This window comes from Agrobacterium sp. rho-13.3 (assembly GCF_033957765.2).
Taxonomy (GTDB): domain Bacteria; phylum Pseudomonadota; class Alphaproteobacteria; order Rhizobiales; family Rhizobiaceae; genus Agrobacterium.
In genome coordinates this window covers 668,273-682,673 of sequence record NZ_CP192774.1, presented here as the reverse complement: position 1 = coordinate 682,673, position 14,401 = coordinate 668,273, and the positions used below count along the sequence as shown (strand labels likewise).

The 14,401-nt window shown below is 57.5% G+C and carries 16 protein-coding genes; 8 read left to right on the top strand and 8 right to left on the bottom strand.

The genetic code is table 11. The annotated features are described in order from the left end of the window. Positions 1 to 25 precede the first annotated feature (25 nt). Positions 26 to 256 carry a type II toxin-antitoxin system VapB family antitoxin gene (locus tag RMR16_RS03380; RefSeq protein WP_320199321.1) on the top strand — a complete coding sequence of 77 codons (231 nt, stop codon included), beginning with the start codon at positions 26 to 28 and terminating at the stop codon, positions 254 to 256. Beyond that, positions 253 to 642, top strand: coding sequence for a type II toxin-antitoxin system VapC family toxin (vapC, locus tag RMR16_RS03375; protein WP_320199320.1), 390 nt, complete (start codon positions 253 to 255; stop codon positions 640 to 642). Before RMR16_RS03380 ends, vapC begins: the two co-directional genes overlap by 4 nt. Here vapC and RMR16_RS03370 read toward each other — a convergent pair whose 3' ends face one another. Further along, entirely contained in the window at positions 643 to 1,596 is a 954-nt protein-coding gene (locus RMR16_RS03370; protein WP_320199319.1) for a lysylphosphatidylglycerol synthase domain-containing protein, read from the bottom strand. A gap of 91 nt (positions 1,597 to 1,687) precedes the next feature. On the opposite strand from RMR16_RS03370, the gene RMR16_RS03365 reads away from it, so the two are divergent. Both RMR16_RS03365 and RMR16_RS03360 read left to right on the top strand, forming a co-directional pair. Further along, positions 1,688 to 2,695: a glycosyltransferase family 2 protein gene (locus RMR16_RS03365; protein ID WP_320199318.1), complete on the top strand. Its 1,008-nt coding sequence runs from the start codon at positions 1,688 to 1,690 to the stop codon at positions 2,693 to 2,695. A gap of 7 nt (positions 2,696 to 2,702) precedes the next feature. Beyond that, positions 2,703 to 4,199, top strand: coding sequence for an ArnT family glycosyltransferase (locus tag RMR16_RS03360; RefSeq protein WP_320199317.1), 1,497 nt, complete (start codon positions 2,703 to 2,705; stop codon positions 4,197 to 4,199). A gap of 3 nt (positions 4,200 to 4,202) precedes the next feature. Here the strand turns inward: RMR16_RS03360 and RMR16_RS03355 are convergent, their stop codons facing one another. From RMR16_RS03355 to RMR16_RS03345, 3 genes are all read right to left on the bottom strand, one after another. After that, a complete protein-coding gene (locus RMR16_RS03355; RefSeq protein WP_320199316.1) occupies positions 4,203 to 4,673 on the bottom strand; it encodes an OsmC family protein in 471 nt (156 codons plus the stop codon). A 1-nt stretch (position 4,674) separates the two neighbouring features. Beyond that, positions 4,675 to 6,045 carry an aspartate aminotransferase family protein gene (locus RMR16_RS03350; protein WP_320199315.1) on the bottom strand — a complete coding sequence of 457 codons (1,371 nt, stop codon included), beginning with the start codon at positions 6,043 to 6,045 and terminating at the stop codon, positions 4,675 to 4,677. A gap of 104 nt (positions 6,046 to 6,149) precedes the next feature. After that, positions 6,150 to 7,061 carry a diacylglycerol/lipid kinase family protein gene (locus tag RMR16_RS03345; protein ID WP_320199314.1) on the bottom strand — a complete coding sequence of 304 codons (912 nt, stop codon included), beginning with the start codon at positions 7,059 to 7,061 and terminating at the stop codon, positions 6,150 to 6,152. A gap of 398 nt (positions 7,062 to 7,459) precedes the next feature. Here RMR16_RS03345 and RMR16_RS03340 point away from each other — a divergent pair, with 398 nt between their 5' ends. From RMR16_RS03340 to RMR16_RS03325, 4 genes are all read left to right on the top strand, one after another. Then, a complete protein-coding gene (locus tag RMR16_RS03340; protein ID WP_320199313.1) occupies positions 7,460 to 8,710 on the top strand; it encodes an MFS transporter in 1,251 nt (416 codons plus the stop codon). A gap of 289 nt (positions 8,711 to 8,999) precedes the next feature. Next, positions 9,000 to 10,373 carry a magnesium transporter gene (gene mgtE / locus RMR16_RS03335; RefSeq protein ID WP_320199312.1) on the top strand — a complete coding sequence of 458 codons (1,374 nt, stop codon included), beginning with the start codon at positions 9,000 to 9,002 and terminating at the stop codon, positions 10,371 to 10,373. Positions 10,374 to 10,473: 100 nt separating this feature from the next. Next, positions 10,474 to 10,803: a type II toxin-antitoxin system RelE/ParE family toxin gene (locus RMR16_RS03330; RefSeq protein ID WP_320199311.1), complete on the top strand. Its 330-nt coding sequence runs from the start codon at positions 10,474 to 10,476 to the stop codon at positions 10,801 to 10,803. After that, on the top strand, positions 10,800 to 11,081 hold the full coding sequence (locus RMR16_RS03325) for a helix-turn-helix domain-containing protein (RefSeq protein WP_320199310.1): 282 nt from the start codon (positions 10,800 to 10,802) through the stop codon (positions 11,079 to 11,081). Before RMR16_RS03330 ends, RMR16_RS03325 begins: the two co-directional genes overlap by 4 nt. Before the next feature lie 49 nt (positions 11,082 to 11,130). Here RMR16_RS03325 and RMR16_RS03320 read toward each other — a convergent pair whose 3' ends face one another. The 4 genes from RMR16_RS03320 to RMR16_RS03305 all read right to left on the bottom strand — a co-directional run bounded on the left by RMR16_RS03320 (position 11,131) and on the right by RMR16_RS03305 (position 14,374). Beyond that, positions 11,131 to 12,039, bottom strand: coding sequence for a homocysteine S-methyltransferase family protein (locus tag RMR16_RS03320; RefSeq protein WP_320199309.1), 909 nt, complete (start codon positions 12,037 to 12,039; stop codon positions 11,131 to 11,133). 18 nt (positions 12,040 to 12,057) lie between these two features. Next, complete coding sequence (locus RMR16_RS03315) at positions 12,058 to 12,747, bottom strand: ABC transporter permease (protein WP_320199308.1); 690 nt, start codon at positions 12,745 to 12,747, stop codon at positions 12,058 to 12,060. A 9-nt stretch (positions 12,748 to 12,756) separates the two neighbouring features. Beyond that, positions 12,757 to 13,479 carry an ABC transporter permease gene (locus RMR16_RS03310; RefSeq protein WP_320199307.1) on the bottom strand — a complete coding sequence of 241 codons (723 nt, stop codon included), beginning with the start codon at positions 13,477 to 13,479 and terminating at the stop codon, positions 12,757 to 12,759. 121 nt (positions 13,480 to 13,600) lie between these two features. Then, positions 13,601 to 14,374: a transporter substrate-binding domain-containing protein gene (locus tag RMR16_RS03305; protein ID WP_320199306.1), complete on the bottom strand. Its 774-nt coding sequence runs from the start codon at positions 14,372 to 14,374 to the stop codon at positions 13,601 to 13,603. Positions 14,375 to 14,401: the final 27 nt, after the last annotated feature.

Sequence of the window (14,401 nt, the reverse complement as noted above, 5' to 3'; positions counted from 1 at the left end):
AATCGATACACCAAGGACTTTGACCATGCGCACCAATATCGAACTTGATGACGCGTTGATTGCCGAGGCGATGGAAATCACCGGCTTGTCCACGAAAAAAGCCACCGTGCAGCGTGCTTTGGAAGAGTTTGTGCGTATTCGCAGACAACAAAGCGCCCTTGAAGCTCTTCGCGGCATTGGCTGGGACGGCGACCTTGAACAGATGCGCAATGACTGGACGCCCAGGGTCGACTGGAGCCTCGAGCAACACAAATGATCGTCGTCGATACGTCGGTATGGATCTCTCTCATTCGCAACTCGGATGATGACGTCACGGAGAAATTACGCTCCTACATACCACGCGGTCTCATCATGATCGGTGACATTATTTTGCTTGAGGTTCTTCAGGGGGCGCAAACCGACCGCCATGCCGAGCACCTGCAACGGCAGTTACGGGCATTTCCTTGCAGCGCCATGTCGTCACCGCCCATGGCTATTAAAGCGGCACAGAACTACAGACACCTTCGTCAACGCGGCATTACCATCAGAAAAACCACCGATCTCATCATCGGCACATATTGCATCGAAAACGGTCATCACCTGCTGCACGCCGACCGGGATTTCGAGCCGATGGCGGAGCATCTCGGTCTTCAAATCGCATAGCTACTTCCGTGCAGGCACGAATAGCGCCAGAGCTGTGCCGATCAGCGAAGACAAAACGACCAGCAAATGCAGGTTAACCGCCGCTTTTCCGAGCGATAGCAGTGCGGCCTCATCGGAGGACGCGCCAAAGCCGATTGCGCCTGCGGTTATGCCTGCCGGATAGGTTCCGACACCGCCGGGGGCATGGACCGGCAGCACGGAGGAAAGCTCTCCCCCCAGTGCGCCGCCGAAGCCCGCGGGCAAGCTCAAACTGCCCATCAGCACCAGCACCCAGGCCAGGACCGCGATCTTCACAAACCAGTTGATAATGGTAACGCCCCATGCGCGCAGAAATGCGCGGCCATCCACAGGCAACCCCGCCTGCAATTCATGAATGATCGTTTTTGCTTTTTGGGGAGCGAGATGATGGGCGAGCTTGAACACCGGACCTCGCGCAGCAAAGGCAGCAACAGGCAAAAGCAGAAAAACAACCCAGAGCCCCCGGACCGGAACGGTGTTTTTCTCCAGGATCAACCCAAGCCCCGCAGCGGCCAGAAGCGCGTGCAGATCAAACAGCCGCATCACCAGCAAGGCGGAGGTTCCGCGTGCGAGCCGCACGTCGAACTCCTTTTTCATCAGCAGCGGAAAGCTGGTTTCGCCAGACCGAAACGGCAGCATGATGTTGAGCAGATTGTGAATTTGCACAACACGAAACAGCCGCGCAAAATGCCCTGCCGTCTGGTGCGGAAAATAATCGTAAATACGCCATGTGCGTAGAAAATAGGTCGCCAACAGCAGTGCCAGCGCTGCACATATCGGTGCCAGCCCCACCTCTTCCCACACCAGAATGATGGTGTTCCAGCCCCAGACCCACTGGATGAACCCGGCATAGGCCATGAGAATGATGATCGTCAGAAGTGCCATTGCGTTGCGGGAAAGCCACGTGGCGCTGGTCACGGTATCAGGTTTGTTCATATGGCCTGTCGCTTTGCTGGACAAACACCGGCGTGCAGTCTATCCGGCTAATTTGAATAACTCTCTGTCGCCTTCTTAGGAGAAAGCGCTCGTGCCGACAACTGCCGGACTTGAAACCGAACTCTCGACGGCAGAAGCGCTTGAACTTTCGCTTGTCGTTCCAATCTTCAATGAAGAGGAAAGCGTCGGTCCACTGATCGAACGCATCATCGAAGCCATGGCGAGTTATCCATCGTCATGGGAACTCATTCTTGTGGACGATGGCAGCACGGATGCCACCGTCGCCGATGCCAAGAGTTACCTCTGTCGCAGCGGTCTGGACCTCAAAATCGTTGCATTGCAGCGCAATTTCGGCCAGACGGCAGCCATGCAGGCGGGCATCGATACGGCGCAAGGTCGTCTGATTGCCACGCTCGACGGCGACTTGCAAAACGACCCGAAAGACATTCCGATGCTCGTTTCGGAACTGGAGCGGCGCGAACTCGATCTTCTGGTTGGCTGGCGCAAGAACCGTCAGGACGGACTTTTCCTGCGCAAAATCCCCTCATGGATCGCCAACCGGCTGATCGGCAAGATCACCGGCGTGCGCCTGCATGATTATGGGTGCAGTCTGAAGATCTACCGCTCCTCCATCATCAAGCAGGTCAAGCTGATGGGCGAGATGCATCGATTCATCCCGGCCTGGGTCGCCGGTGTCGTGCCAAGCACGCGTATCGGCGAAATGCCGGTGACGCATCATGCACGGCAATATGGCGCGTCGAAATACGGCATTTCCCGCACGTTCCGGGTCATTCTGGATCTGCTGTCGGTGATGTTCTTCATGCGCTACAAGGCACGGCCGGGCCACTTCTTCGGCTCGCTGGGTCTTGGGCTTGGTGGGCTGGCAGGCGTCATCCTGACCTATCTGTTCATCGACAAATTCATATTCGGCAACGATATCGGCACAAGGCCGATGTTGATGGTCGGCGTCGTGCTGCTGCTCTCCTCCGTCCAGCTCATCACCACAGGCATTCTGGCGGAAATGATTGCGCGGCTGTATTACCGCGATGATCTCACCCCCAACTACATTATCGGCAAGGTCTATCAAACGGAGACATAACCGTCCCATGCGCAAGTCTCTTTCCCGCAATCCTGATCTAATCATGTTTCTGATTGCGGGATATTTCTTGGCTGCCATTGTCGTGCGCATCATTCGCTCCCCCGCGCTGGAGGTGGATGAAACACAGGCGGCCCTCTCCCAATTTCTGTTTTGGGGTTACGGCTCGCAACCCCCACTTTACCATTGGCTGCAATACGGGCTTTCCGAACTGTTCGGCATGTCGATTGCCACATTGAGCCTGCTAAAAAACGGGCTGCTGTTTCTCTGTTGTCTCTTCTTCTGGCTGACGGCGCGGGTTCTGATGGAAGATCGCCCTTCATCTGGCCTGGCAACACTCGGCGTGCTGACGCTGCCGCCAATTTTCCTGATGGCACAGCGTGATCTTTCGCACACGATCATGGCGCTTTTTACCGTTTCACTGTTTCTCTACGCGTTCTTCTCAACATTAAAGCAGCCAAGCCTTGCCGGATATATTCTCGCAGGCGTCGCCGTAGGACTTGGCGCACTGTCGAAATACAATTTCGTCCTCGTCCCGCTGGCGGCCATCATCGCCGTCCTGCCTGAAAAGGATTTGCGTGCACGGGTGCTGGATTGGCGCATGGTGCTGGCGGTGGCGGTCTCGGTCGTCATCGTGCTGCCGCACGGCCTTTGGATGCTGCATAATGCCGGCATTGCCACGGGTCAGACAATTGGCGAAATGACAGAGGGGCATCAAAACCTGTCATTTCATGGTTTCAGCGGTGCACTGGATTTGCTTCTGGCGGCGGCGAAAGGCTCTGCAACAACCGCTGCCATCTTCGCTGCACTATTTTACAAGGACATAAAACGAATTCTTGCTGCCAGCGATCCGTGGACGCGTATTACCGGGCGGATGCTACTGATTTGTCTCGTCATGGTGCTGGTCATCGTCTTTGCTCTCGGCGCCACCAATATCAGGCAAAAATGGCTCGCAGTTTATCTCATTCTACTGCCACTATATCTCAGCCTGAAAATCCGTGCGGCGAACATTGAGACCAAACCGAAGCTGCCTGCCATGTTGGCCATTGCATCCACACTGACAATCGGCGTGCTGGTCATCCTGCTTTCACGCGGGCTTGCCGCACCTTATTTCGGGCGATATTCGCTTATCAACATTCCCTACGAGACGTTCGCGAACTCCATCAGGGGGGAGGGTTTTGCCGAACCTCGCTATGTCGTCACATCCGGACAACTGCTAGGCGGCAATTTCAAGATACAGTATCCAGATGCGACGGTATTTACCGGCAACCCAGCGATTGAGACTTTGCCTGCGGAATGGCCGCAAGGCGCCACCGTACTGATTGCCGGAACGGATGATGATGGCAAATTGCCGGAAAATCCGGGCCAGAACCTTGCCGCACTGGCGGCGCGTGCATCGCTGCCACCGCCCACGGATATCCGGCACATGGAAGTGCCTTATTCCGGTGGCGACAATACCAAAAAGCACGCCTTTTATTACGCCTGGTCCGTCATCGGCCAGAAGTGAAGGTCAGGCCACGTTCACGGAAGCCTCGATGCGAATCGGGAAATTCACCGAGTTGGCGATGAAACATTTGTCGTGGGCGTCTTCGTGCAGTTCAAGTGCCGTCTGCGGGTCGCCCTTGGAAATGGTCACGACCGGCTTCAAGACGACCTCGGTAAAATGCCCGGCGCCATCCCGCACAAGCGTCATCTTCCCTTCCGGCACGTCCACATAATCGGTAACGACAACACCGGAGACCGCGCAGAAGTGCAGATACCACAGCTTGTGACAGGCGGAGACGGAGGCCAGCAGCAACTCTTCCGGGTTCCAGCGGGCGGCATCACCGCGAAAGGCGGGATCGGAAGACCCTGCAATGTCTGGTTTGCCGTCAGCGGAAATCACATGTGAACGGTCGTATTCGCGGTAACCGGATGTGCCGGTGCCGTTGTTGCCGGTCCATGTGACCTGAACCTTGTAGTGATGCTCATGCTCTGCCACGTTATGCCCTTACGTTTTCGCGCAAATGATCCAGCCCCTTGCGCAGTGTCTCGATGATCTGATCGACTTCCGAGCGGCTGATGGTCAGCGCGGGGGATGCCAACATGCGGTCGCCTGTGGCCCGCATGACCAGTCCGTTTTCAAGGCAATGGTTGCGCACCAGCGTCCCTATATCGTCCGGCTTTTCAAACCGCAAACGCGTTGCTTTGTCAGCGGTCAATTGCAACCCGCCCATAAGACCGACATTTACCGCTTCGCCCACGGTTTCATGGTCCAGCAGGCTTTGCCAGCCCTCCGTAAAATAAGGGCCGATATCATCGCGCACGCGCTCGACCAGCCCTTCATCTTCAATAATCCGCAGGTTTTCCAGCGCCGCAGCCGCACAAACGGGGTGGCCGGAATAGGTAAAGCCGTGGTTGAAATCACCCACCTTCGTCAGCATCACCTCGGCCACGCGGTCAGACACCAACACGCCACCAATCGGCAGATAACCAGACGACAGCCCCTTGGCCACGGGTGCCAAATCCGGCTCATACCCGAAATGCTGATAACCGAACCAAGACCCCAGCCGCCCGAAACCGCAAATCACCTCGTCGGAAACCAGCAAAATGTTGCGGGCCTTGCAGATGCGGGCAATTTCCGGCCAATAGGTCTCCGGCGGCACGATCACCCCGCCAGCGCCCTGAATGGGTTCGGCGACAAACGCGGCAACATTGTCCTCGCCCAGCTCATCGATTTTGGCATCCAGCTCCCGCGCCGCCTTCAGACCGAATTCGGCGGGGGAAAGATCGCCACCTTCCGCGTACCAGTATGGCTGGCCGATATGCGAAACGCCGTCAATGGGCAGATTACCCTGCTCATGCATCCACGTCATGCCACCCAGCGATGCGCCCGCCACGGTGGAGCCGTGATAGCCATTGCGTCGTGCGATGACCTGCGTTTTGGTGGGATGCCCCAGCGCCTTCCAGTAAACGCGAACCATGCGAAACCACGTATCGGTCGCCTCTGAACCGGAATTGGTGAAGAACACATGGTTCATAGTCGGCCCCGCATGGGCGGTGATCTTCTGCGCCAAAAGCGTTGCGGGTGGCGTCGTGGTGCCGAAGAAGGCGTTGTAATAGGGCAGCTCGTTCATCTGCCGGGCAACGGCCTCGGTCATTTCGGGCCTTGAATAACCGATGTTGACGCACCAAAGTCCGGCGAAAGCATCCAGATATTTTTTGCCCGTGCTGTCGTAAATAAACACGCCTTCCGCCCGCTCTATGATGCGGGTGCCGGAGGCGTTCAGCTTGCCCATATCGGAAAAGGGGTGCAGGTGATGGGCGGCATCGATGGCGGCGAGATTGGATATCGTGTTGGAAAACTCGTTCATCGCGTCAGGCACTCCCCTTCGACTTGCAGAATGGGAGCATGGCGGGCGGCGATCTGTTTTGCAAGGCCGCGCCGCAGGTTTAGGGCTGCGCGGCCTCAACAATATCATATATTTGAGAAATCTTTTGCAACGATGACTTTCAATTCGCCAGCATGAATTTTCAGCGTCACATCGCGCTTCATCGGCAACAATTCACCGTCCATCACACACTTCACATCATGGCGGCGCTTGGGGAAATGCAGTTCCACATCTTCCACCGCCATGGCGATCACGCTTTCGCTTTCTTTCAGCTTTCCACGCAGAATATCGATGGCAAGTCCCGCCACGGCGGACGGCGTCAGCGCTTGCGCCAGATAAAAGCCGAGACGACCGCGCGTGATATCATCCGCCACCAACAGCGGGCTGGGGCCGAATTCGTTGTTGGATGCAGAGATGGCGCAAACGCGGCGATGCTGCGTTTCGCCAGCCACCGTGAACTCCACTTCAAAGACCGGCGGGTTGAGCACCACACCAATGGCGGCACGAATATTCGCCCGGATTTTTCCGAGCCGTGACGCATATTCCATCTTGTCACGGTAACGCACCATGCGCGCGTGCAGACCGGCTGAAAACTGGTGCACGAAGGGCCGTCCGTTGGCGCTGGCAATATCGACGTTTTGGACGTGCCCTTCGGCCAGCGTATCCACCGCCTGCCAGATGTCCAAAGGCAGTTTCAACGATCGGGCAAACAGGTTCATCGTGCCGGCAGGCACCACGCCCAACGCAATACCATGCTTCCATGCAATGCCTGCTGCGGCTGAAATCGTGCCATCGCCGCCGCCCGCAATCAGGCCGTCCAGCCCTTCGTCATCCGCAACACGCTCCATTTCCGCGACAATATCCTTGCCAGCAACGAGGCGGCATTCGATCTCATGTCCAGCATTCTGGAAGACCGTTTTGGCATGGTCGCAATAGGCATCCATATCGGTGGTTCTGAAAGTACCGCCATCGCGGTTGAAGATCGCCACCAGCTTCATATGATTATCTAGCCCCTGTTAAGCGCAAAGCGCAGTCTCGGAGTCCGTTTGAAACCTTGTCGACGAAGAGCCGGCGCGTGATTTTTGGTCCTGATCAAGAGAAAATACCAGACGATACCTGATGATATCGGCAGGATTTTCGACAAAACCAAGGGCAAAATCACCATCGGATCGACCGTCCGACATGTTCAAACGAACTCTTAATGCCACGTTGACGTTTCGGTTCCGTACACTATTGCGTGAAAATAATATTTTATAGAATCAGATACTACCGCACTGCACACTTCTATGATATTTAGATGAAAAGGTCATTTATAGGTGGCCAAACACTTCCAGTCAGGGCAAGATCGAAGACCTTCGATCTTGCCTTTTTTTTCTTCGCACGCCTCGCAGAAATCATGACCCAAATACACCTGTCCGAAAACCGCTCCGATGCGGACGCCGTTGCCGTTGCGCCATTGCCCGTAACCACGCTCACACCCCTGTCTGTCGCGCTGATCGAACTGGCGCTTGCCGCCGGTGGTTTTGGCATCGGCACGGGGGAGTTCGCCATTATGGGCCTGTTGCCAGAGGTCGCGACGACCTACGGCGTCACGGTTCCGCAGGCGGGTTATGTCATTGCGGCTTATGCACTCGGCGTCGTCATCGGCGCGCCGATCATTGCCGTGCTGGCTGCCCGCATGACCCGGCGCGTGCTTCTGCTTGCGTTGATGGGTGTCTTTGCTGCGGGCAATATCCTCAGCGCCATCGCGCCGGATTTCGCCACCTTCACGGCCCTGCGCTTCATCACCGGCCTGCCGCACGGTGCCTATTTCGGCGTGGCGGCGCTGGTTGCCGCCTCCATGGCGCCCGTCCATAAACGCGCCCGAGCGGTGGGGCGCGTCATGCTGGGGTTGACCATCGCCACCCTGCTCGGCACGCCGCTTGCCACCTTTTTCGGCCAGATGTTCTCATGGCGTGCCGCCTTCATGATGGTGGGTGGCATTGCGCTGTTGACGGTTGCCCTGCTGTGGCTGTTCCAGCCGCGCGACAAGGTGCAGGAAGGTGCCAGCATCTGGCGCGAACTCGGCGCATTCCGCCGCGTGCAGGTTTGGCTGACGCTGGCCGTCGCGTCCGTCGGTTTTGGCGGCATGTTCGCCGTCTTCAGCTATATCGCCAAAACCACCACCGATGTCGCCATGATGCCGGTGTCCACCGTGTCGATGGTGCTGGCCCTATTCGGCATCGGCATGAATGTCGGCAACATTGTCGGCTCTCGGCTGGCCGATGTGTCGCTCAAAGGCACCATTGGCGGTATGCTGGCGCTCAACGTGCTGCTCATGGCACTGTTCAGCCTCACCGCACATAATCCCTATATGCTGTGCCTCTGCGTCTTCCTCATCGGCTGCGGTTTTGCCGCCTGCCCTGCGGTGCAGACGCGGTTGATGGACGTGGCTGCCGACGCGCAGACGCTGGCCGCCGCCTCCAACCACTCCGCCTTCAACATCGCCAACGCACTCGGCGCGTGGCTTGGCGGCGTGGTCATCGCCATGGGTTACGGTTATGCCGCCACCGGTTATATCGGCGCGGTTCTGTCCTTCGGCGGACTGCTGGTCTTCGGCGTTGCCGTGGTGCTGGAGCGGCGTGAGAAAGCAGCCTTAACGGCTTGATATAAAGGCGCTTTAGATTGTTCTAAATCGCCCGATTAACCAAGCAAACAGACCTTGCAAAAATTTCATATTTGCCCCGCTTGACTATTTTCAGTTTCAGGCGCACCACATGAATTACGCGCAATTCTTTTCGTGAATTGTACGCGGATATCCACGGAGCATCATTAGATGTCTAGCGACAGTAGTAGTCGATTGCCTTTGCCGAGACCGGCGAGACGTGCACTGATCTGACCCTGTCGGCTCACCACGTTCCGCCGAGATCGGCGGATCGATGAGAAGGTGAGCAATCATGAACTTTTACACACTCTCCCAAAGAGCCAGCAAAGCCGCACGTCTTTTTCGCAGCGGTAACGCAGGACCAAACACAATTGCAGAACGCGTCGATCAGCTGAACGCTCTCGACGTAACCGAAGCCGTCGAGGCCCTGCTGAAAATGCCGCAGGCAAAGGCGGTCGCCGTTCTGGACCGGCCAGAGCTGCACCACGCAGCCGAGATCATCGCCCAGATTCCGCTGGATCAGGCCGCCCGCTTCGTCAATCTGATGTCCGACGACCGCGTTGCGGACGTGATGGCAGAGATGGACGAGGCCCACCGCACCCGGCTATTTTCCCGGCTGGACCGCGTAACGGCCATCGCCATCCAGCACCTGATGACCTATCCGCCCCGCACGGCTGGCTCCATCATGACGACGGAGTTCGTCAGCGTGCCGGACAGCTGGACGGTGGAACAGACCCTTTCGCACATCCGCGTGGTCGAGCGGTCGCGCGAAACGGTCTACGCCATCTATGTTCTGGCTGAAGACGGCACGCTGGCCAAGGTGGTCACGCTGCGCCGCCTGCTGACCGGCGAACCCTCCGCCCCCATTTCCTCCGTCGCATCCAAGGAAGGCATCACCTATGCCGACCCCTTGATGTCGCAGGAAGACGTCGCCCGCCTCATCCGCAAGCATGACCTTCTGGCCCTGCCTGTGGTGGATGAGCACGCCCATGTTCTGGGCATCGTCACCGTGGATGACGTGATCGACACCATGATTGCCGATACCACGGAAGACGCCCACAAGTTCGGTGGTATGGAGGCGCTCGGCAAACCCTATATGGCCATGGGTTTTGTGGACATGATCCGCAAACGCGCCGGCTGGCTTGCCGCCCTCTTCCTGGGTGAAATGCTGACTGCCAGCGCCATGCAGCATTTTGAGGGTGAACTGGAAAAAGCGGTGGTCCTGACCCTGTTCATTCCGCTCATCATGTCGTCGGGTGGCAACTCCGGTTCACAGGCAACATCGCTCATCATCCGGGCTTTGGCGCTGGGCGAATTGAAGCTGTCGGACTGGTGGCGGGTGCTGCTGCGTGAACTGCCCACCGGCCTCACACTCGGCTGCATTCTCGGTGCCATCGGCTTCCTGCGCCTCAGCATCTGGCAACATGCCGGCTTTTACGACTACGGCGAACACTGGCTGCTGGTTGGCTTCACCGTCTTCGCCGCCCTCGTCGGCATCGTCACCTTCGGCTCGGTCTGCGGCTCCATGCTGCCCTTCCTGCTGCAACGCCTGCGGCTGGACCCCGCCAGCGCCTCTGCCCCCTTCGTGGCAACACTGGTGGATGTCAGCGGTCTGGTGATCTACTTCTCGGTCGCGCTGGTCATTTTGAGCGGGACTTTGCTGTAAGCGGCAAACAGGTCGTTATCCGGTCGCATTCGGTGCGGCCGGACATGCCTGTTGTTGAACAGGCTTGCGAATAGTATATAATTTTTTGTATAATCCTGATATGAAGACGATCAAGTTTCGCGGCAGCGCATTGGGTGATTTACGTGCGTTCCCGGAATCGGTACGGCGAGAAGCTGGCTATCAGCTGGACAAAGTGCAGCACGAGCAAACACCTACCGATTGGAAGCCGATGGCGACAATCGGCAAAGGTGTCCAGGAAATCAGGATCAGAGACGAGAGCGGCGCTTTCCGCGTCATCTACGTGGCCAAATTCAGTGATGCGATCTACGTGCTGCACTGCTTTCAGAAGAAAACACAGAAGACCAGCAAGACCGATATCGACTTGGCAGCGAAACGCTATGGCGATCTGGTGAAGGAGTTAGGCCAATGAGCAGCGAAACATTCGAGAGCGTATGGGATGCAATCGAAGACACGACCGCAGTAGCGGAAAATATGAAGCTGCGCTCCACCTTGATGATGGCGCTGGAGCGACACATACAGGCAAAAGGCTGGACGCAGATGGAAGCGGCACGCAAGCTCGGTGTAACACAACCTCGCGTGTCGGATCTTCTGCGTGGTAAAATCACCCTGTTCGGTTTGGATACTCTGGTCAATATGGTGGTTGCAGCTGGCCTGCACGTTGAAATGCAGGTTCTGGACGCTGCGTGATAAACGAAAACCGTCTCGCGCAGCGTCATCAACCCAGCTATTCCACCTCTCACCGCGCCCGAAGCGCACCCGCAACCGTGTGAATATGCGCCGCGCCAATGCCGCAGCAGCCGCCGATCATTGTGGCGCCGGCATCGGCCCAAGAGCAGGCGAAGCGCGAATAGGCATCGTCCGTCAAATCCGCGCGCGTTCCGTGCAGACCTTCGTTGGCGGCGGCATCGCCCTGTTCGCCTTCGAATGCATTGGCATAAACACCGATTTCCAACGAGACACCTTTGTCCTTGAAGACGGAGGACGCCGTTTCGACGGCGGCCTTCATGACTTCCGGTTTGCTGCAATTGAACAGCAGCGCGGCAGCGCCAGAACCGGCCGCCCATTCCGCTGCGGCACGCACGGTTTCGCCGGAGCGAAGCTGCGGTTCGCCGCCGCTCACCTGCGCGGCATCGTCGTTGAGCGTGAAGGAAATCCAGAAGGGTTTGCCGGTATTGGCAACGGCTTCGCGTACCGCATCACCTTCGGCAATCAGGCTCAATGTTTCGCCCAGCCAGACATCGACATGAGGGGCAAGGTTTTCGACCAGGACCTTGAGGTAATCCTGCACGCGGGCCGGATCGAAGTTTTGCGGCTCATAGGAGCCGAAGATTGGCGGCAGCGAACCGGCCACCAGCGCGTTGCGGCCTGAAGCATCCACAGCCTCGCGGGCGAGTTTGCCAGACAGCGCGATCAGCGATGCGCCTTCCGTCTGGAAGCGCTCTTCGCCGATGTGAAACGGCACAAGCGCGTAAGAATTCGTGGTGACGACATCCGCACCGGCCTCGATGAACTCCGCATGGACCTGGCGCACGATGTCAGGTGCGTCAACAAGCGCCAGTGCAGACCATTCCGGCTGCTTCAGTTCCGCGCCCAGACGCAGCAGTTCACGGCTCATGCCGCCGTCGAGAATACGAATATCGCCCATGTGAAACTCCTTGGATTGTTACCGTCGCTGCGGCACCTGCGCTTCGACAAAGCCGAAGCAGCGCACGATGATGGCGGTGAGGATGAGGTAGAAAATGGTGACGACGAACAACGGTTCATAGACCAGCAGCGTGTCCTGCCGCACCTTGTAGGCCACGGCGTAGAGATCCATCACGGTCACGGTGAATGCCAGCGGTGTGGCTTTGAGCTGCATCACCACTTCGCCCGCGATGGTCGGCAATGCGATGCGGATGGCGCGGGGCAGCCAGATGCGGCGAATGAGGGTGAAACGGCTCATGCCGAAAGCCCTGCCCGCCTCCAGCTCGCCCTTCGGCACAGCCAGCAACGCGCCGCGCAGCACTTCGGCTTCATAGGCCGCATAATTGAGAGTGAAGCTGACGGCGGCGAAAAAGAACCCTTCGCGCAGCACCGGCCACATGAAGCTCTGGCGCAGACCGGGGATCATCGGCAGCAGTGAGCCGACGCCATAATACAAAAGCCAAAGCTGGATCAGCAACGGCGTGCCACGAAAGAAGGTGCAGTAACCCCGCGCCAAAATCCGCGTCACCCTGCCGCCGCTGACCTGCGCAAAGGCAAGACCAATGGCGAGAATGAAGCCGATGCTGACAGAGATGACCAGCAGCGCTATCGTCTGCCATGCACCAGACAGAAGCAGCGGCCAGTATTTTTCGATCCAGGAGAATTCCATGATCTCTCCCTAAACCAGCGCCGGTTGACCACGCCGCACACGGCGTTCGATCAGCGAAAAGACGAGATTGGAGACGAGCGTTATCGCCAGATAAAGCAATGCCGCCGCCATGAAAAACAGGAAATATTGCTTGGTGCTGGCCCCGGCAAGACGCGTCGCCAGTGCCAATTCCTGATAACCGACAACGGCCACCAGCGCGCTGTCCTTGGTCACGGCCAGCCACAGATTGGCAAGTCCCGGCAAGGCATTGGGAATAAGTGCCGGCAGCACCACACGACGAAACCGCAGAAACGGCGACATGCCAAAAGCCCGCGCCGCTTCGATCTGGCCATTGGGAATGGCAAGGATCGCACCGCGCAGCACCTCGGTCATATAGGCACCCTGCACGAAGCCGAGCACGGCGATGGCCGCCACAAAACCGTTGATTTCCAGGGGCGGCATTCCACCCAGTTGAAGCAAGCGGTTCAGCCCATCGGTCCCCGCGTAATACAGCCCGACGATGAGAATAAGCTCCGGCACGGCACGAATGCCTGTCGTATAAAGGTTCAGCACCACACCCAGCGGCCTGTTGCCGGACAGTTTGCCCAGCGCACCGGCCATGCCAATGACGATGCCGATGAGATAGGCACCGGCGGAAATGGCAAGCGTGGAAACAGCACCGGTCAACAGCGTGCCACCCCATCCCGGAGGATAGGGCGACAGAAGTTGCAGCATGTTTTCAAAGCTTGCCATTAACGAAACCGATTAGAGGATGTCGCGCAAAAGTGTGAAGCGGTTTTGCGATAACGACATGCGAAAAAACAAAGACCCAAACTGTGCTGCGGGAAGACTTGTTCACGCAGCACAGTTTGATTTACTTCGCGCCGTAGATATCAAAGGTGAAATATTTCTTGGTGATTTCGTCATATTTGCCGCTGGCACGAACGGCAGCAAGTCCGGCGTTCAGCTTCTGCTTCAGCTCGGTGTCATCCTTGCGAAGACCGCCGGATACGCCAAGGCCGAGAATTTCCTTGTCGTCAGCCACGTTGCCAGCATCGGCGCAGCAATCCTTGCCCGCATCGCTCTTGATGAACGCGTCGAGAACGATGGAATCGCCGAAGACGTAATCAATACGGCCAGCGGCCAGATCCTGAAACGCCTCGTCCAGTGTCTGGTAGGTCTTTTCGTCAGCCACGTCCTTGAAATACTTGGCATAATAAGCGGACTGGATGGTTGCCACCTGAATGCCTATCGTCTTGCCCTTGACGTCCTCGGCCGTTGCACCCGCCTTGTCACCCTTGGCGCCAATCAGCTTGCTTGGCGTGTTGTAATATTTGTCGGTAAAGTCGATGACCTTCTGGCGCTCTTCGGTGTTGGACATGGAAGACCAGATCACATCGAACTTTTTGCTCTGCAATGCCGGAATAAGTCCATCCCAGGACAGCTCGACGATCGAGCATTTTTCCTTGATTTCCGCGCAAACCGCATCCATCAGGTCGATTTCCCAACCCTGCCATTTGCCGGACGCATCCTTGGCGAAAAATGGCGGGTAGGATTCGTTCATGATGCCGAAGCGCACATCGGCGCTGGCAGTGAAGGCGGACAATGCAAAGGCCGATCCGGCAAGCAGCGTGGCGAACAGTTTCACGTAAATCTCTCCTGTTAAATGTGATGA